Consider the following 19,372-nt stretch of genomic DNA (forward strand, 5'->3'; position numbering starts at 1 on the left):
ATGGTTACTCCATCATCTTCTCAATTGGCAGAACAAGAATAGAACTCGCACCCAGTGCTTTTAGTTGTTCCATTGTTTCCCAGAATAGATTTTCAGTACTTACTAGGTGAACCGCTACTTTTGCACCATCACTCGATAGAGGAAGAACTGTTGGATCTTCTGCCCCCGGAAGTAGTGATTTAATCGCTTCTAATTTATCTGTTGGTGCGTGTAGCATGATGTATTTAGATTCTTTGGCTTGAATACAGCCTTGCATGCGTGTCAGTAACTTTTCAATTAGTGCGGCTTTATCTGCATCAAACTCGCCTTCACGTTGAATTAATGTTGCTTTTGAGCGGAAAATCACTTCAGCTTCTTTTAGACCATTAGCTTCAAGCGTTGCACCTGTTGAAACTAAATCAGCAATCGCATCAGATAGCCCAGCACGTGGGGCTACTTCAACAGAGCCGTTTAGGATACAAGTTGAGAATGGAATACCTTTTTCATCCATAAAGCTTTTAAGCAATTGTGGGTAAGTCGTTGCGATACGTTTACCTGCAAGATCTTGTGGTCCGTTGTACGTTTCATCTTTATCGATAGCGATAGATAAACGGCAACCACCAAAGTCTAAACGACGTAGAGTAGTAAATGCTGAAGGCTCACCAAGCGCTTTACGCTCTAGACGCACTTCTTCTAATTCATTTTCACCAATCACACCTAAATCAACCACACCATCCATGATTAAACTTGGAATATCGTCATCACGAACTAACAATAAATCAATTGGCATGTTTTCAGAATGAACCACTAGGCGCTCACCCGAGATGTTAAATTTCATGCCGCAGCGCTTAAATAGCTCTTGGCACTCTTTAGATAAACGGCCTTTCTTTTGAATCGCGATGCGTAAACGTTGTGCTGACATAATCTCTTCCTTGTAAAAATGTAATTCTAAATTTGCTGTTAACTATCAATTGCTCAATTCTTTGGTCATAAAACGAAAAAACCCTCAGAAGTTTTACCTTCCGAGGGTTTGAAATTGTATTCATCGGAAGGAAATTCTAATTGCCTTCCGGATATGCATATCCTCCCGAAAGACTACTCAGGATGATGGTGATGATGATGAATGTTCAGACCTTGAATACGCATAATTATAAACCTTTAGTAACAAATTGATTTTGTTTTTAACCTTGTAAACACATTATCAAACTGTGGTTTTATTTCAACAAAAAAGATCATATTTTTTAAAGAAAATTTGTTCAGCATTAAAAGTTCAAGATCTTGCTCTGATAACTCTCTTTATTCAGACGAAAAAAAGCCAGTCATAATGACTAATGCCACTCGCTTAAGGGCGAGTGGTATGTTTATTAGGATATTTGACTGCCTTTTTTAAAACTGCTCGGGGATATGGTTTCCTATTCCGTTTCTTGGGGAGAATAAGCCGTTTCCCACTTTCCCTGAGAGCCTTTAAGTTTTTTGGTATCGCTCCAGGGCTTCGTGTATCACTCGCCCAAATCATCTCGTCCATAATTAAAAATAGTGCATTGATAAAGCTGATCCGCAGGGGCTCAACTTCGTGCTGTTTAGCCATTTCAGCCATTTCCAGCCTTACTATGTTGTAGCTGGTTAATATTCCCCATAACTCCTGATATACGCCAACTTTTTTCTTGCTTCGTAATACTGGCTTGTTCTGCAACTGATACTGCTTGAGCTCTCCGTAACTGCGCTCGATTTCCCAACGCTCCCAATACACTTTAACCAATGTATCAAATGGGTAGCGTTCCGGACATAGGCAAGAAGTAATAAAGCCTTTGATTTCACCTGTAGGCGTTGGGATAAGAATAAGTCGAGCCTACCACTTTTTATCAAGATAAGGAGCAAGCTTTTGAGCTTGTGGTGAAACGGGCATATCAATGAGATGATCATGTTCAGTATAACTCTCAACGATGTCATAACGCATCTTAGCCTTGATTGGTGTTAACCAATGAGTGTTACTGCTTGCGCCACGCCAGGTGGTAAATAGCTCTGCAGAAGTGAACCCTCTATCAAAGAGTGTTAATGAATCATCAGGTGCTGAGCCCACTAGTTGTTGAGCATAGGATATTTCACTATTTGTCACTGGCCCAAAAGCAGCATCAGAGACAAGATGGCTGCGTGTTGACATCAATGTTACCGCCAGTACACTCGGAAGCGATGCCCCTTTTTGAGCAAAGCCGAAATGTTGATTTTCTTCTGTATTATGAGTTTTGAAATGTGTGCCATCGACACTAAGAAGCTTCAAACCGCAAACTTCATCAAAGTCTGACTGTTGCTCCCACTGTTGTGCTGTAGTTTTAAATAAGTAGCGCATAGGTTTATCACCGAGACGTTCTTTTCCCTTGATAATACTGCTTGTTGCCATAGGCGTGAATTTGCCATCCACATCAGGGAATGCCAACTCCAACTTATCACAGACATCTTGAATGGAGCGATTACGCTGGAGCCCAATCCCTAGAACTAGCCAAACAGCTTGTTCAGCGGGTAGTCGGCGTTTTCGGAGCGATGTTCGTCCCGTTTGTTGAATCGCTTCTTCAACCCACTCTAAAGGAATATGTTTACTGAACACATCGATTGGACGTTCGTGGCAAAACTCTGCGGTAATTTGTAACTCTTTTGAAAATTCAGACATAAAAAATCGGCCGTAACTTACGTTACGACCGATTATGAGGCATCTGGAGGATCGTTCAAGTAGCTAAACGATCGGCATTAGTCATAATGACTGGCTTAATAATTTGATTTACTTAAATCAAGAGATTAGAAGTAGTAGTAACCAGCTGCGAATACGTAAGTTTCTTCGTCATCACCGCCAGCATCAAGGTCTTGACGTACGTCGATACCCATATCCATGTTCTTAGCTAGCGTGTACATTGCTGCAACGTTCACGTAAGAATAGTCAGTATCAACATTAGCTTCTTCTTCCGTGTTGCCCGCGTAACCAGCTGCTAGAGTTAGGTCTTCAGATACTGTGTAACCTGCAGATACATAGTAACCAGTGTTAGTCATATCTTTAGCCGTTGTATCTGTTTCTTCGATCCAGAAGTTAGCACCAAGTTTAACTGCACCTAGCTTAACGTTACCTGTTACAGTGTATACATCGTAATCAGAATCACGAGTTTCGTAACCAGCGTATACATTGAACACTTCTTGTTCGATACCAACGTAACCATTCACGCCTTTTTCAGCAGCTACATGAACATCATCAGTTTCGAAGTAAGAAACACCGTAAGCGAAGCCATTTGTTGCGCCTTGGAATTTAACTACGTTGAATGCATCAGATGCATCGCCAGCAGAAGCACCGAACTCGTATGTAAAGTCACCAGCACCATCTACAGCATCTAATGCCGTGTCATTTTCCCAACCGTAAGAAGCGATACCAAAACCAGTATCAAAACCTAACCAAGCTTTATCTACGTCAGTAGCAGGACTTGAATTCTTCTCAGTAGAAGATGCTGATTTCTCTTTGCTGTCTGTTGTGTAGTTCAACATAAAGTCAGTTTCAAAGTAACCAACAACACGGTTGTTACGGTAGTTAACTGCTAGAGTTAAACCTGTAGCCCAGTCATCATAAAATGCTTTAGTACCAGTGTCGTAGTAACCACCAACACCAACAGAACCAGATACTGAGAATTGGTCTTTATGCATTGCATCAAATGCAAACATGTCTTCGTTTTTACTGTTTTGGCTGCTTGTATCAACAGCAAATGCTGATGCTGAGATACTTGCGATTGCAAGCGCTAAAAGAGTCTTTTTCATAATAAGTCCACTGCCTTTTCTTAGAAAGATTTGGAAATCCGTTTTCCGGTTCCCTTTTTTATATATCTGGATTGCTACAGAAGCATCTTAATGTGCAACTTGTTAGCATCTCGATTTCTGGAGAGTACTTTGCTAAATATTTCTCATGGTGTCAACGCGTAAAGTCAAGAAAAGTAAAAATTAATAAAGCGATGTAATACAGCGAGTTACAGGGGGACGAGGTTATTTGTGACGAAGATCAACACCAAAAACATAAAAAACCATAAAGCAAAAAAGAGAAAACTAAGAACCAAACATCACAACCAATTGATAAATAAACCTATTAAATAAAAATAAACATAAACCACAAAAAGCAAAGCCATACTAAAGCTTATTATTTACAAATAAAAACTGAGAACAAAAAAGGTTAAAAATAATTGATGTTTTACTTATATTTTTTCTATTTTTAAGAATGACAATACAAGATTTATAAGAAAGACTAAAAATCAATTGTGACCTACTTCCCAATTTTTACTTCATAAAAAGAACCAATAAATGTCGAGCCTAAATAAAGAGCAAAAAAAAGCTAGCGATTAAGCCAGCTTTGATTGTTATATATTCACATTAGAAGTAGTAGTAACCTGCTGCGAATACATAAGTCTCTTCATCTGCCGCACCGGCTTCAAGGTCTTGACGAATATCAATACCCATATCCATGTTTTGAGCAAGCGTATACATTGCAGCAACGTTCATGTAAGAGTAATCAGTCTCTACTTTTGAAATTTCTTTGGTATTAGCAGCATAACCAGCAGCTAGTGTTAGATCTTCACTTAACGCATAACCAGCAGATAGATAGTAACCAGTATTCTCTTTATTAGTTAGGTTTTTACCTGTTAAATCTTTAGCATCTCCATCTTCAATCCAGAAGTTAGCACCAAGCTTAACAGCACCAAGTTTAACATTACCAGTAACAGTCATTACATCATACTCAGCTTCATCGCGAGTTTCATAACCAGCGTAAACATTGAAGATTTCTTGTTCAATACCAACGTAACCATTCACACCTTTATCGGCAGTAACATGCGTATCACCTGTTTCAAAGTAAGATACACCATAAGCAAAACCACTTGTTGAACCCTGGAACTTAACAACGTTAAAACCATCTGATGCATCACCCGCAGAAGCACCAAACTCATAAGTGTTATCACCCGCGCCATCTACAGCATCAAGTGCCGTATCATTTTCCCAACCGTAAGAAACAATACCAAAACCAGTATCAAAACCTAACCATGCTTTATCTACATCAGTAGCAAATTCAGAACCTTCATTTAAAACAGGTGACGTCTTGCTATCAGTTGTATAATTCAACATGAAATCAGTTTCGAAATAACCAACAATACGGTTATTACGATAGTTAACAGCAAGTGTTAGACCAGTCGCCCAATCATCATAAAGTGCTTTAGATTTTGTATCGTAATAACCACCAACACCTACAGAACCAGAAACAGAAAACTGATCTTTATGCATTGAATCAAATGCAAACATTTCATCATTTTTACTGTTTTGGCTGCTTGTATCAACAGCAAAAGCTGAAGTCGAGATACTTGCGATTGCAAGTGCTAAAAGAGTCTTTTTCATAATAATCCACTGCCTTTTCTTAGAAAGATTGGAAATCCGCTTTCCGGTTCCCTGTTTTTATATAATTTTACCCTGCATAGACCAACACATCTAACCGTGTGATTAATCAATGCTTTTGAATTCGAGAGCTACTTTGCAAAATCTTTCTTCTTATGTCAAATTCAAACCTAAAGATCCATAAAAACACACAAAGCAATATATAACAACAACTTACAACCAAAAAAGGAGCAACCTCAAGGTTTTATCTATTTCAAAAAACACAATTTATAAATATTTATTTTCAGCCATAAAAGAATATAACACTATAAATACTCACAGATTAACCACACTAAAAAATAAAACACTTCAAAACAACAAAATAAATTTATTTACCTCGATCCAAACCTTAACATTTATATTTTTTTTGTTCTCATATCTTGGTTTCGTGACGAAAGTCTCTAATTTATTACACAAGAATCTATTTTTTGCAGGAGATCACATTTAGGCAGGCATGCTACAATGTTTTTTTCTATTCGATTGAGTCGATTCATGTTGAACAAAGCTGTTACTGATTGCATTCGCGAAAGCTATAAAACACTGCAAGACCAACTTCCCGGCTTTATACCTCGCCGCGCACAAAACTATTTAGTAGCAGAAATCGCTAAATCACTTGCTGGTGAATATAGTGAGACGCATCGCATGATTGTAGCAGAAGCAGGAACAGGAATTGGTAAATCCTTAGCTTATCTGCTAAGTGCAATCCCTTTCGCTAAGTTGAATAATAAAAAAGTAGTAATTTCAACCGCGACAGTTGCACTCCAAGAACAATTGGCACATAAAGACTTACCTTTTTATCGCAGAATCTCACCGCTACCCTTCTCTTTTATTATTGCTAAAGGACGTCAGCGTTATTGCTGTAGCCATAAACTGGCTTTATTAGTTGAAACGAACCACGAAGAAGATAAACAAGCAGCCTTATTCACAGAAAAACCTAAAAATAAAGATTTAGAACTTTTGAGAAGAATGAATAAAGCGCTTTCTGAAGGGAAATGGGATGGCGATAGCGACGGTTGGCCAACAACCATCCCCTCTTCTATATGGCAATCGATTGTTTCAGATAAATATAGCTGTCATAACGGCTTGCCAATGCATCGTGACTGTCCCTTTCAAAAAGCACGAGAACATCTAGATAAAGCAGATGTAGTGATCGCTAATCATAGCTTAGTTATGGCAGATATTGACTTAGGTGGCGGGGTCGTGCTCTCTGAACCTGAACAAACGATTTATATTTTTGATGAAGCGCACCATTTACCTCATGTAGCCCGAGAACACTCATCAGCCGCAGCAAATTTAAAAGGAACCGCATCTTGGTTAGAATCGCTAAACAAATCCGTAAGTAAGTTTTGTAATCTTGCCGATCAAAAGCGCGTTAATCGTTTTCAAAATACGCTCCATGAAAACTTACAAGAATTAATTCCCTCTTTGAATCAGCTAAGCAAGCAATTTGATCCCACCTTATTTAACGATGATGGTATTTATCGCTTTGAACATGGTGAAATCCCAACATGGCTTGCGGAACAAGCTAAAGATTTAAAAGAGCTCTCAACTAAAGCAAATCAAGCCTTAGCTAAAATTAGTGATTTAATTTCTGAACGAATGAAAGATGGAGAGCTTGCACCAAGAATGGCTGAGCCGGCATTAGCAGAAATGGGGTTCTATCTTCAACGATTGGAAAATTTGGCTCAAGTTTGGTTCTTAATGGCAAAACCTAATAACGACAAAGGAGCTCCCCTTGCTCGTTGGTTAGAAAAAAGTAAAGACAGAGAAAGTGACGTTGTAATTAATGTATCTCCTCTTGAAGTCGGTTGGCAATTAGATCAAAACCTATGGAGTCGAGCAGCGGGTGCCGTTATTGTATCTGCAACCATGCGAGCTTTAAATAGCTACTCCTTCTTCTGTCGACAAGCAGGTATTTCAGAGAAACCTGAAGATGGTGTTCGTTTTCTTTCTTTAGCCTCACCATTTAATTACCAAGAAAATGCACAACTAGTGATCCCCAAATTACCTATGGAACCTTCTGCTCCTGGTTTCACTGATCTACTAATCGAAGAATTGCCTTTGTATCTAGCAGATCAAACATCAAGTTTGGTTTTGTTTTCTTCTTATTGGCAAATGAATAAAGTTGCTGAAAGTATAGAAAAAATAGCAAAAAAACAAGGATGGAGTCTATTGGTTCAAGGTCAAGAATCTCGCCAAGAAATAATTAAAAAGCATAAGAAATTATGTGAAGCTAACAAAGTCAGTATTTTATTTGGTACTGGCAGTTTTTCTGAAGGCTTAGATTTACCAGGAAATCTATTAACCAATTTAATTATTACAAAAATACCCTTTGGTGTTCCAACCTCTCCTGTTGAGGAAGCGCATTCTGAATATATTGAAAGCCGAGGGGGCAACCCATTTATGCAGATCAGCGTTCCAGAAGCGAGTAAAAAATTGATTCAATCCGTTGGGCGATTACTGCGTAAAGAAGAAGATTCTGGTAGAGTTGTGCTGTTTGATCGCCGCGTTATAACCAAACGTTATGGCAAAGCGCTTTTAGATGCATTACCTCCTTTTAAGAGAGTGATAGAGTAAGCTTTATTACGAAATAATCGCACATTGCGATTCTACTACTAATGCCAATAATTAGATTATTTTAATAGTGCTCAATTATTGGCATTAATACCATTATACATATCATTATATAAGAGCCTGTATGGAATTTCTTGAGCCTAGTACCCTGATTGTTTTGGGATTAGTTGCCTTTATCGCTGGATTTATTGATGCTGTTGCTGGTGGAGGGGGAATGCTAACTGTACCCGCTTTACTTTCAATTGGTTTACCGCCACATATCGCTTTGGGTACAAATAAACTTGCAGCTACTTTCGCGTCATCAACAGCAGCATTGACTTATTTTAAAAAAAAACTATTCGACCCTAATTTTTGGAAAGCCTCTTTTATTGCTACACTTTTTGGCGCAACCTTTGGCACATTACTTGTAAATTACATTTCAACTGAATGGCTAGAGAAAGGCCTGCCTTTAGTTATTTTAGCTGCCGCCCTTTATACCATTTGGCCAACTCGTGTTATATCAGACCAAAATGTACTCCCAGAGAAAACACCTAAGTTAAAAAAACAGCAGATCATACAAGGCTCAATATTAGGGTTTTATGATGGTGTTGCTGGTCCAGGTACAGGTGCATTTTGGACAGTAAGTAGCATGGCAATGTATCGCCTTAATATTTTACTTGCTTCTGGTTTAGCAAAAGCGATGAATTTCACTAGTAATTTTACCTCATTAATTACGTTTGCTATCCTTGGCCATATCAACTGGGCCTTAGGCCTTACTATGGGCGTATGTTTAATGGCAGGAGCATTTATTGGCGCTCACTCTGCTATTCGTTTTGGTTCTAAGTTTATTCGTCCTGTATTTGTAACAGTTGTTTGTATTCTAGCCGTCAAATTAGCTTTAGATGCTTGGTTTTAAAGCCACTCTGTTTATGCCGAGGTTCATATGACAAATTTTAGTTCTATTGAAATCATGCTTGAGCAACTGGGTAAAACGGCTGCTGAAATAGATCGTCGTCGCGGTGAGCAACGTTTACCTTTATTTGATGAACGATTGTTTGGCTGCCGAAGTCGTTACCTTGTTCCATGTATCAATGAAACAAAAGAAACACTCAAATCAATACAGCGTGAAGAACAATCAAACATTCTCACAGCACAACGCGCTGAATACTTAACTCAAATGCTTGTCTCACAGATCCAAGCCGTTCAGCGCGAAGTAGCAACTCAACGTATTCGCTCTAATGAGCCTCGTCCAAAAGGCAGTTATAAAAAACCAATTAGTGATATGTACCAAGACTTAGCCCAACATCAAGAATGGGAGCGTCGATTAACTCAAATGGTACGCGAGCAAGAACATACTGTGAATCAGTGTAATTCATTTGCTCAACAACAAGGATTACAAAAAACACTCTTAACCACAGAAAAGCGATTACAACGCTGTAAAGAAGCAATGAAACGCCTAGAGCAACAAATAACTTATCGAGAGCAGAATGACTAATAAACCTAAACTAACAAAAAACACAGAGACTATTGTGGGTGCAGAAAAAACAAATAGTCCTCTTGATAACGCTCCTGATGACATAAAACTCGCCGTAGATTTAATTTATTTATTAGAAAATAATAATGTTGAAATCAAAACAGCAATTAGCGCGTTAAAAATAGTGCTTAATGATTTCGAAAATAAATAGACATCCGACTCATTTTTGAGACGAGTGCAACCTAATCAAACCTTTATGAAATAGTTCTATTTGATTTGTTTTCATAAAAATTAGATCTATTTCCCAATTAATTTTCATCGAAAATTATTCCTCTTTATTATTTTATTTTAGCCATTTAATATTTATATATAAATAGATTTGTAATAACAATCAAATCAATAATAAATAATTAAAACGTCATCATATCAGTATTGATAAAAAGCAATCTAATGCTTACATCGACTGGTATTAGCTAGGGTAAATATGTTTTCTTATAATGAAATCCTCACTGACATATCAGAAGAGGATCGCTTAGGCATAGATTTTACTTATGAACCTGAGTTTGAATCTATTGAGAATGAAATAAACAAAGCCACAGATCTTTTTGCCACAAGCAAAACAGACTGGCAGGTGGTTCACGTTAATTCATTGAATTTAATATCAAAAAACAGTAAAGACTATCGTGTACTTTATTGGATGTTACTTTCATTTCAGCATATTTCATCATCTATTGATTATATTTCTCTTTTAACATTAATTAATGAATTCATCATTAAATATAGAGATAACATTTACCCAAAAAGAGCAAAACAACAATATTCCTCTATTAACAAAATAGTTAATGTTATTAATGAAGAAACTAAATCAATAACTAGCAATATGCTAGACATTGAAATTATTGATAATCTAATAGATATTTTATTAAAGTTAGATGAATCAATAATTTCTATTTTCGAGTCAAAAACAGACACTCTTTCTTTATTAATAAGCCACGTTAATAAACATAAAAAACGAGTAACATCAGAGGCTACACCATCAACAATTGAACCAATAAAAACACCTTCAACTCAATCCATTAATACTATATCTCACTCAACAAGCATTTCATTATCACATGCAGATATCGCTAATGAACGTGATGCAAATAAAGCATTACGTCATCTGCAAGAGGTCACTCGTAATCTTTCAAAATATTGGCTTAATCAGAACATTGGTGACGAAAAAGCTTATCAATTAAGTCGTACATTAACCTGGGTCACTATCACTCAAACGCCGTCAAGTAACGACGATAACATCACGGCGCTCAAACCTGTTCCACAAGCAAGACAACAGCATTTAATTCAACTAAAAAATCAAGCAAATCATACAGCCTTGCTTATAGACCTTGAAGAGAGTCTATCTAAGTCTCCTTTCTGGCTTGATGGCCATTTCATGGCATGGGAAACCTTGTCTGAATTAAACTATCACGATGCCGCTCAATCTGTAACAGATCAGCTTTCCTTACTTATCAAGAAAGCCCCTAAAATTACAGATCTTAAATTTGATGATGGTTCTGAATTTGCTAAACCAGAAACACAAATATGGATCGAACAACATTGCTCTCAAAATACAAGCCAAACCCAATCAAAACCACAGTTTACCGAAAGAAACACATCAAGTGAGTGGGACTTAGTACTCAAAGAAGCATTACCTTTATTAAAACAAGAACCTTTAAGTGATGTATTACAGCCTCTTATTATTGGGCATCACCAATCTCGCTCTGCACGAGAAGCTTTCTTTTGGCAGTTTTCACAAGCAACACTGTTGTTACATGCAAACAAATACGAACTCGCAGCCCCTCTTCTTCGTTGGTTAGATAATCAATACTCACATTCTGTATTAACATTGTGGGATCCCTTACTTGAAGAACGTTTATTAGATCTTTGGCTTACCTGTCAAAGCAAACTTCCTGTGAAAAAACAAGATACCCAATTAATAATAACCTTACGTGAACGACTCTGTTGCTTAAATCCAATACGAGTACTTAATGACTAAACAGTTTATATATTTGAGCTGTTCTTAAATTACAAATCTAGGAGCTCCCATGTCAAAAGATGGATCTGTCGCGCCAAAAGAGCGTGTAAATGTGACATTCAAACCAGCAACCTCTGATTCAGCCGAAGAGCTTGAATTGCCACTAAAAATGATGGTACTGGGTGATTTCACTCTTCAAGACGATGAACGACAACTCGAAGACAGAAAACCATTCAGTGTCGATAAAAGCAATTTTAATGATGTCATTGAAAAGCAGAATCTGAATATTTCATTTGGTGTAAAAAACCAACTTCAAGATGGCGAAGGCCCTGAAAAAATAGCGGTCGATCTTTCATTTAAAAAAATCAATGATTTTGATCCTGCCAGCATTGTAGAACAAGTGCCTGAATTAAAAGGCTTAATGGATTTACGTGAAGCTCTTGTATCTTTAAAAGGCCCATTAGGCAATGCACCTTCATTTAGAAAAGCGATTGAAGATGCTCTAGTTGATGAAAGTGCACGCGAAAAATTACTAAACGAATTAGGTTTAGCAAAGGAAAAGGAATAATTCATGTCAGATACAAGCACAATACAGGAAGCACAAAGTGAAATCACTATAGGCCTTCTTGATCAAATCGTTGCTCAAACTAATTTAACACCAGAAGATGAAACCTACGGTATTGCTAAACGTGGTGTCAGTGCTTTCATTGAAGAGCTACTAAAACCAAAAAACCAAGAAGAACCGGTTAAAAAAGCACTTATCGACAAAATGATTACCGAAATCGACCAAAAACTAAGTCAGCAAGTCGATGAAATCCTACATCATGAGTCATTTCAACAGTTAGAATCTTCATGGCGAGGATTAAAATTACTAGTTGATCGTACCGATTTTCGTGAAAACATTAAAATTGAAGTCATTAGCATATCAAAAAATGATTTATTAGAGGATTTCGAAGATGCCTCAGATATTACCCAATCAGGTCTCTACAAGCATGTCTATACTAACGAGTTTGGCACGTTTGGTGGTCAACCTGTCGGCGCTATTATTGGTAACTATCACTTTGGCCCTTCTGCGCCCGATATTAAAAATCTACAAAACTTGGCTTCTGTAGCAGCAATGGCTCATGCTCCCTTTATTTCAGCAGCCGGTCCTAAATTCTTTGGTTTAGACTCTTTTGAAGGATTACCAGATTTAAAAGATCTAAGTGATCACTTTGAAAGTCCACAATACACAAAATGGCAAAAATTTCGAGAGCAAGAAGATTCTCGCTTCGTTGGCTTAACCTTACCTAGATTCCTATTACGTCAGCCTTATGACCCAGAAGATAATCCTGTTAAAACATTTAATTATCATGAAAACGTCTCTGCAACTCATGAAGATTATTTATGGGGCAATACTGCCTTTACCATGGCTACCCGTATAACCGAAAGTTTTGCTAACTTCCGTTGGTGCCCAAATATTATCGGACCACAATCTGGTGGTGCAGTTGAAGATCTCCCCCTCCACCACTTTGAAAGTATGGGCGATATTGAAACCAAAATCCCAACCGAAGTATTGGTATCAGACCGTCGTGAATACGAACTGGCTGAAGAAGGCTTTATTGCGCTCACTATGCGCAAAGGATCTGATAATGCCGCATTCTTCTCTGCAAACTCAGTTCAAAAAGCTAAATTTTTTGGTAATAGTGAAGAAGGTAAAAATAAAGAACTTAACTATCGCCTAGGAACTCAACTTCCATATCTGTTCATTATTAGTCGTCTAGCTCATTACATTAAAGTATTACAGCGCGAACAAATTGGCAGCTGGAAAGAAAGAACCGATCTCGAGCAAGAGCTCAATTCTTGGATCCGCCAATACATCGCCGATCAAGAAAATCCACCAGCAGAAGTTCGTAGTCGCCGACCTCTACGAGCTGCAAATATCGAAGTGTGCGATGTTGAAGGAAGCCCTGGTTGGTATCGCGTTAACCTATCTGTTCGACCTCACTTCAAATACATGGGATCTGATTTCACGCTCTCATTAGTTGGTAAGTTAGATCAAGAATAATAGAGTTTCCCCCTCTGTATTTATCACTCAGAAATAGATACAGAGGGTTTTAAATAATTGATATATAAAATTATTTATACGTTAATACAATTTAAAGGATTAATTATACATGGCAGCACAACGATTATTTGAACGATTATTAACAGGAGCAACGCAACACAATCTTGTCTCTACATCATTCGACATTACTGAATCTATTCGATCTCATGTAGCTCAATTATTATCAACTCGACAAGGTGATGCACTTATATGCCCAGACTTAGGTTTACCCGATCTCAATATGTCTCATATGACCCCTCATGACGCGATCATCCATGTAAAAAGAGAGGTTGAAAGAGTTATCCACCATTACGAAAAACGCATCACCAATATCAAAGTCAATTATTTAGGAGATATCCATAGTCCACTTCACCTCTATTTTGATGTTCAAGGTGACATTACACTCAATGGTAAATGTGTCCCTATTTCATTTACAACCCATGCCCAAACAAGTGGTCAAAAATCTATTCACCATAATATGCAAGGTGCTGCATGAGTTTTAACCAGCATTACCAATCAGAACTGGTTGCCTTACGAGAGCTTGGGAAGTCTTTCTCTGAAGAAAATCCAGCGTTAGCTCCCTTTCTTGGACAAGAAGGATTAGACCCTGATATTGAGCGTTTATTTGAAGGTTTTGCATTTTTAGTTGGTCGCTTACACCAACGTTTAGATAATCAATTACCGGAATTAACTCATTCACTTATGCGATTGCTTTGGCCAAATTACGTCCAAGCTATACCTGCAATGAGTACATTAAAATTTACTCCTACCAGTGAATTAACACAAAAGACACGAATTCCTCGAGGAACAGAAGTATTAAGTCAGCCTATTGATGGTATTCAATGCCAATTCAAAACGTGTTATGACATTGATATTTATCCTATTTCTATTCATTCTTCGTCATTTACGGCAAATGGAAACGGAGGAATATATCAACTTCGTCTGAAACTGGCCTCTGGTATCAACCTTAATTCATTAGGTATGTCACAACTTAAAGTTCATTTTAATGGTGATAAAGCAAGCTGCCTTTCTTTAATCATGGCCTTACGCTCTGCTACAACTCAAGCTGAATTCTGTGCATTAAATGATAACCAAGAACTAATTAATCGCAGTACTTTTCCAACAGAAAGCATTCAATCGGTTGGTTTTTCTACTGATCAAAATCTCTTTGATTACCCGCTAAACACATTTGAAGGTTATCGTCATATCCAAGAGTTTTTTTGTTATCCTGAAAAATATTACTACATTGACTTAACCGAGTTGCCAGTTTGGCCAGCTTCGTTTAGTGAAGGCTGTAAATACGTAGATATCAAATTCACTTTAGCCAATATTACTCACCAACCTTTTTATGCTAATCGCGTACAACCAGAACTGTTTTGTACACCGATTGTAAATTCATTTAAAACAGATACGCAGCCACTTTTATTAACACATCGTAAAGATCAATATAAGATCAAGCCCTCATCATTAAATGACAATCAAAGCACTATTTTATCGATTGAAGAAGTCCATGGCTGGAACCCTGGTCAAAAAGGACGTATAGATTTTTATCATTTCGAATCTTTTGAACATAACGATTCTGATAAATATTCAAACTATTACAGTATTCGACAAGAAAAGAACATTGTAACTGGGCATTTTGATACCTATTTATCATTCCGTTCTCAGTATACCTTTACCAATAATATAACAGTTTCCCTTGGTGTTACTGCATGTAATGGCCCTTTAGCCCAGCGTTTAGCAATTGATTCGATAACCCAAACCACATCGCAAACGGCAGGCTCTGTCGAGTTTACCAACATTCGTGCCGTCACTCCTTGTTATACGCCCCCCATTGAAAAAGATGGACTCTGGTCTTTGATCTCAAATATGTCTCTCAACTATTTATCGCTAACAAAGCCAGAAGCATTCAAGCGTATCTTATTGGCTTATGATTTTGCAGGGCAGCAAGATGATGCTAAAGGGAAAAAACACCAACGATTGATTGATGGCATCGAAAACATAACCACAAAACCAAGCGATATGCTTTATGAAGGTGCTCCTGTTCGAGCAATGAATACGCATTTACAGCTCAATAGTAAACACTTTCTATGTGAGGGTGAGCTGTATTTGTTTGCCAGTGTTATCAATGAATTCCTTTCTCTTTACACCAGTATGAATTCATTTAACCAACTTAACGTAACAAGTACTGATGGAGGAGACTATTCATGGCAACCACGAATGGGACAGCAACCTCTAATCTAATGCTCAAACAAATAACAACTCTTGTGGAAGATCTTGATATTTCGATCAAACACATCGGCCATTTATCACTAATGAAAGCGTTGGATCATATTTGCCACCAATTGAGTCTGCATTATGATTTACCTCATGATCTAGCGTATGAGCGCATTCAATTTATTGCGAATGCTTCACAGGGCTTTGCGCCACGAGAAATCCAATCGGTGTCTATCGCAATACATAGCGATAAATTACCAAAAGTGACTCTAACGCTAAACATGCTTTCTCTGATCGGGGCATCATCGCCATTACCCCATTACTATAATGATTATTTATCACAAGATGAGAATAATGTTCTTAAGCCATTCTTAGATATTTTCCATCACCGCCTCCATCGCCTCATTCGAACCGTATGGCAAAAATACCGATATAACGCGGCATTTAGAGAAGGAGCTAATGACCCTTTCTCTCAGTATATCTTTGCATTATTAGGATTAAAAAGTGAAGAACTCAGAGAAGACCAATCCATTAATTGGCCACGACTTTTTCCTTATTTAGGTCTGCTTAGTCAACGAGTGCGTTCAGCCAATACGATTGAAGCGTTATTACGTTACTACTTTCAACATTCTGATATCTACATTGAGGAGTGTATTTTGCGTCACTGTAAGATCCCGACAACGCAACTCTGTGCTTTAGGGCAAAGCAACGCATCATTATCAAGCAGCTCAGTACTCGGAGACAGCGCTCCTGATCGTGCTAATAAATTTCGTATCCATATTACGCAATTAACATGGGAGCACTTCCATTCATTTTTAATCGATAAACCGAACTGGATTACCTTAAACAGATTAGTTCAATTTACCGTCAAAGATCCACTCGATTTTGATATTCAACTTCATTTAAAAAACGGAGAACCCCGTCCATTAACACTATCAGACAGCAATGAATGCTGCTTAGGTTGGACGAGCTGGCTAGGTTCAAGTGCTAATGAAGGCCGTATTACACTTTCAGGAAAGACATTATGATTAACGTAGAATTACCTCAACTCATTAAAACATTAGATAAAGAATCACACTTAGCCTTAGAGCAAGCGGCTCAACTCTGTGTTACTCGTGGAGGAAATGAAGTGCTTTGCGAAGATTTTATTCTTGCAGCACTCAATAACCCCCAAAGCTTTTGGAACAAAGCCTGTCTGCAATATCATGTCCCTACCGAGCATTTAATTGAAGCACTTCAACACGGTAGAAAAAGCACCTCTTCAGAAAGTAATCATCCTGTACTTTCTACCGCTTTAATTGAGTGGCTACAAGAGAGCTACTTATATTCCATGCTTGAAATGCAACTCTCCGAAATACTTGCAGCTAATTTATTATTAACCTTGCTTACTCATCCTAATAAATATGGACACACACCCTATTATCGAGAACTAAGTGTTATTCCAGCCACATCATTAAAACAACAAGTCGAAGGTTTAATTAATTCCGCAGAACAAAAAAAATGGACGAACAATGAGCACCAAAGTGCGCTTGAATCCTATACAACCAATTACACTCAATTAGCAAAAGAAAAGAAAATAGACCCAGTTCTATGTCGAGACAGTGAAATAAGACAAATGATCGACATCTTAGCTCGTCGCCGTAAAAACAACCCAATGATTGTCGGCGAAGCAGGCGTTGGAAAAACCGCACTGGTTGAAGGTTTAGCCATAAAAATAGTACAAGGTGAAGTTCCTGAATTATTAGAACATGTCTCTCTTCTATCGCTCGATTTAGGGTTATTGCAAGCAGGAGCAAGTATTAAAGGTGAATTTGAACGTCGGCTCAACTCCGTTATTACCGCAGTACAAGAAAGCCCTACCCCCATCATTCTTTTTATTGATGAAGCACATACGCTTATTGGGGCCGGTGGCCAAGCAGGAAGTAATGATGCAGCAAATCTACTAAAACCAGCTCTTGCCCGTGGAGAGCTTCGCACTATTGGTGCCACTACATGGTCAGAATATAAAAAATACATAGAAAAAGATCCTGCATTGGCACGACGTTTCCAACCAGTGAAAGTGAATGAACCGACCGTAGAACAAGCCGTAACTATATTACGCGGATTAGCTGGATGCTATGAAGAAAGCCATGGTGTTTATGTTCGAGACGATGCAATTATTACCGCAGCTGAATTATCAGCCCGATACATTAGTGGTAGACAACTACCAGACAAAGCCATAGATCTTCTTGATACGGCCTGTGCTCGCGTCAAAATCAACCTAAAAGCCAAGCCTGAATCATTAGAAGCCCTTTTACATACCATTGCCATTACTCAACGTGAACTAGATTACGTTATAAGAGATCAGCAAGCTGGCCTTTCTATTGATACTAATATTATTCTTAATCTTGAATCCACGCTGACTCAAACCCAACATCAAGCTGAAGAGTTGGAGCAGCAATGGTCAATTCAAAAAGAGTTAGCAGAGGCTCTATTAACATCAAGAATTGATATATCACAATGTGCTAATGATAAAGACCGCGAACGTTTAATCTACAATCAACAAGAGATTTACCAACAACTTATTGAAGCCCAATCATCAGGTTCTTTAGTTAATTACGAAACTTCTCCATCCCTGGTTGCTGAAGTGGTCTCTCACTGGACTGGCATTCCTATGAGTACTTTACAACGGGGTCAAGCCACCCAAGTATTAAATATCAAAGCACAACTTAAAGAACAAATTAAGGGTCAAGACCAAGCCGTTGTCGCTTTAGAAAAAGCAATCCAAGCAACCGCAGCCGGACTTAATAATCCCAATGCACCTACCGGAGTATTCCTATTTGTTGGCCCAAGTGGCGTAGGTAAAACACAAACAGCCCAAGCTATTGCTGATTTAATGTATGGCGGAGAACAATTTCTTACCACGATCAATATGTCAGAATTTCAAGAAAAGCATACCGTCTCTCGTTTAATTGGCTCACCTCCAGGCTACGTTGGTTATGGTGAAGGCGGCGTATTAACCGAAGCGGTACGTCAAAGACCCTACTCCGTAATTTTATTAGATGAAGTAGAAAAAGCAGACCCTGAGGTAATGAATATTTTCTATCAAATTTTTGATAAAGGAACGGCTAATGATGGTGAAGGTCGTGAAATAAACTTCAGACAAACATTAATCATAATGACATCTAATCTCGCTTCAGATCATATTGAAGCTCTTTGCAATCAAGAAGATAAACCGACAACAGAAGCGCTTACAAAAGCCATTCGCCCAACCTTAAATCAATATTTTAAACCGGCGTTAGTTGGTAGAATGAATGTCGTTCCTTTCTTTCCCCTTGATATAGAAAGCATGGAAGCACTAGTTGCTATTCGTCTAGAGCAACTAAAAACACAACTGACGAAACAGCACATAAAGCTTAGTTATAAAGAAAATATCATTCAGCACATCGCAAAAAGTTGCACCTTAACTGAAACAGGCGCCAGAAATATAGATGCGATTATCAATACTCAGCTAAAACCAGCATTCTCATCACAGATCTTACTCGCACTAGCTCGACAAGAACCTCTAAAACAAATATCTATCGACATTGACGACGATGGACACGTCTTTTGTGAATTTGGGGAATGA

14 protein-coding genes, 1 pseudogene and 1 other annotated feature are annotated in these 19,372 nt (G+C 38.0%); of the genes and pseudogenes, 11 read left to right on the forward strand and 4 right to left on the reverse strand.

Translation table 11 applies throughout. The features are described 5' to 3' along the window. Positions 1–4 precede the first annotated feature (4 nt). The 4 genes and pseudogenes from hisG to AC2IP4_RS08435 all read right to left on the reverse strand — a co-directional run bounded on the left by hisG (position 5) and on the right by AC2IP4_RS08435 (position 5,385). Complete coding sequence (hisG, locus tag AC2IP4_RS08420; protein WP_122035316.1) at positions 5–901, reverse strand: ATP phosphoribosyltransferase; 897 nt, start codon at positions 899–901, stop codon at positions 5–7. A 72-nt stretch (positions 902–973) separates the two neighbouring features. Continuing rightward, positions 974–1,099 (reverse strand) — a sequence feature (His leader region). Positions 1,100–1,321: 222 nt separating this feature from the next. Then, a pseudogene (locus tag AC2IP4_RS08425) lies at positions 1,322–2,644 on the reverse strand (IS4 family transposase). Positions 2,645–2,769: 125 nt separating this feature from the next. Beyond that, entirely contained in the window at positions 2,770–3,768 is a 999-nt protein-coding gene (locus tag AC2IP4_RS08430) for a porin (protein WP_375322184.1), read from the reverse strand. Positions 3,769–4,371: 603 nt separating this feature from the next. Continuing rightward, entirely contained in the window at positions 4,372–5,385 is a 1,014-nt protein-coding gene (locus AC2IP4_RS08435; RefSeq protein WP_375322183.1) for a porin, read from the reverse strand. A gap of 528 nt (positions 5,386–5,913) precedes the next feature. Between AC2IP4_RS08435 and dinG the strand changes: the two genes are divergently transcribed. The 11 genes from dinG (at position 5,914) to tssH (ending at position 19,372) form a co-directional block, all read left to right on the forward strand. Beyond that, on the forward strand, positions 5,914–7,998 hold the full coding sequence (dinG, locus tag AC2IP4_RS08440) for an ATP-dependent DNA helicase DinG (RefSeq protein ID WP_375322182.1): 2,085 nt from the start codon (positions 5,914–5,916) through the stop codon (positions 7,996–7,998). Positions 7,999–8,119: 121 nt separating this feature from the next. Then, a complete protein-coding gene (locus AC2IP4_RS08445) occupies positions 8,120–8,890 on the forward strand; it encodes a TSUP family transporter (protein ID WP_375322181.1) in 771 nt (256 codons plus the stop codon). A 27-nt stretch (positions 8,891–8,917) separates the two neighbouring features. Next, on the forward strand, positions 8,918–9,469 hold the full coding sequence (locus tag AC2IP4_RS08450) for a primosomal replication protein (protein ID WP_105054455.1): 552 nt from the start codon (positions 8,918–8,920) through the stop codon (positions 9,467–9,469). Next, positions 9,462–9,659, forward strand: coding sequence for a pleiotropic regulatory protein RsmS (gene rsmS, locus AC2IP4_RS08455; RefSeq protein ID WP_375322180.1), 198 nt, complete (start codon positions 9,462–9,464; stop codon positions 9,657–9,659). The genes AC2IP4_RS08450 and rsmS overlap by 8 nt, the downstream gene beginning before the upstream one ends. Positions 9,660–9,932: 273 nt before the next feature. Further along, positions 9,933–11,483 (forward strand): type VI secretion system protein TssA, encoded by a 1,551-nt coding sequence (gene tssA, locus AC2IP4_RS08460; RefSeq protein WP_375322179.1) that lies wholly within the window; start codon positions 9,933–9,935, stop codon positions 11,481–11,483. Positions 11,484–11,532: 49 nt separating this feature from the next. Then, positions 11,533–12,030: a type VI secretion system contractile sheath small subunit gene (gene tssB / locus AC2IP4_RS08465; protein WP_105054452.1), complete on the forward strand. Its 498-nt coding sequence runs from the start codon at positions 11,533–11,535 to the stop codon at positions 12,028–12,030. A 3-nt stretch (positions 12,031–12,033) separates the two neighbouring features. Beyond that, positions 12,034–13,509, forward strand: a complete 1,476-nt coding sequence (tssC, locus tag AC2IP4_RS08470) for a type VI secretion system contractile sheath large subunit (protein ID WP_486307160.1) — start codon at positions 12,034–12,036, stop codon at positions 13,507–13,509. A gap of 109 nt (positions 13,510–13,618) precedes the next feature. Continuing rightward, positions 13,619–14,044, forward strand: coding sequence for a type VI secretion system baseplate subunit TssE (tssE, locus tag AC2IP4_RS08475; RefSeq protein ID WP_375322177.1), 426 nt, complete (start codon positions 13,619–13,621; stop codon positions 14,042–14,044). Continuing rightward, complete coding sequence (tssF, locus tag AC2IP4_RS08480) at positions 14,041–15,792, forward strand: type VI secretion system baseplate subunit TssF (protein WP_375322176.1); 1,752 nt, start codon at positions 14,041–14,043, stop codon at positions 15,790–15,792. Before tssE ends, tssF begins: the two co-directional genes overlap by 4 nt. Beyond that, a complete protein-coding gene (gene tssG / locus AC2IP4_RS08485) occupies positions 15,756–16,793 on the forward strand; it encodes a type VI secretion system baseplate subunit TssG (RefSeq protein WP_375322175.1) in 1,038 nt (345 codons plus the stop codon). The genes tssF and tssG overlap by 37 nt, the downstream gene beginning before the upstream one ends. After that, positions 16,790–19,372, forward strand: coding sequence for a type VI secretion system ATPase TssH (gene tssH, locus AC2IP4_RS08490; protein ID WP_375322174.1), 2,583 nt, complete (start codon positions 16,790–16,792; stop codon positions 19,370–19,372). The genes tssG and tssH overlap by 4 nt, the downstream gene beginning before the upstream one ends.

This window comes from Aliivibrio thorii (assembly GCF_057368585.1).

What these genes read in the sequence shown, in the direction of transcription:
- rsmS (WP_375322180.1), top strand. Translation starts at nt 9,462, where the DNA reads ATGACTAATAAACCTAAACTAACAAAAAACACAGAGACTATTGTGGGT.
- AC2IP4_RS08430 (WP_375322184.1), bottom strand. Translation starts at nt 3,768, where the DNA reads ATGAAAAAGACTCTTTTAGCGCTTGCAATCGCAAGTATCTCAGCATCA.
- hisG (WP_122035316.1), bottom strand. Translation starts at nt 901, where the DNA reads ATGTCAGCACAACGTTTACGCATCGCGATTCAAAAGAAAGGCCGTTTA.
- tssA (WP_375322179.1), top strand. Translation starts at nt 9,933, where the DNA reads ATGTTTTCTTATAATGAAATCCTCACTGACATATCAGAAGAGGATCGC.
- dinG (WP_375322182.1), top strand. Translation starts at nt 5,914, where the DNA reads ATGTTGAACAAAGCTGTTACTGATTGCATTCGCGAAAGCTATAAAACA.
- tssF (WP_375322176.1), top strand. Translation starts at nt 14,041, where the DNA reads ATGAGTTTTAACCAGCATTACCAATCAGAACTGGTTGCCTTACGAGAG.
- tssC (WP_486307160.1), top strand. Translation starts at nt 12,034, where the DNA reads ATGTCAGATACAAGCACAATACAGGAAGCACAAAGTGAAATCACTATA.
- AC2IP4_RS08435 (WP_375322183.1), bottom strand. Translation starts at nt 5,385, where the DNA reads ATGAAAAAGACTCTTTTAGCACTTGCAATCGCAAGTATCTCGACTTCA.
- AC2IP4_RS08450 (WP_105054455.1), top strand. Translation starts at nt 8,918, where the DNA reads ATGACAAATTTTAGTTCTATTGAAATCATGCTTGAGCAACTGGGTAAA.
- tssH (WP_375322174.1), top strand. Translation starts at nt 16,790, where the DNA reads ATGATTAACGTAGAATTACCTCAACTCATTAAAACATTAGATAAAGAA.
- tssB (WP_105054452.1), top strand. Translation starts at nt 11,533, where the DNA reads ATGTCAAAAGATGGATCTGTCGCGCCAAAAGAGCGTGTAAATGTGACA.
- tssE (WP_375322177.1), top strand. Translation starts at nt 13,619, where the DNA reads ATGGCAGCACAACGATTATTTGAACGATTATTAACAGGAGCAACGCAA.
- tssG (WP_375322175.1), top strand. Translation starts at nt 15,756, where the DNA reads ATGGCAACCACGAATGGGACAGCAACCTCTAATCTAATGCTCAAACAA.
- AC2IP4_RS08445 (WP_375322181.1), top strand. Translation starts at nt 8,120, where the DNA reads ATGGAATTTCTTGAGCCTAGTACCCTGATTGTTTTGGGATTAGTTGCC.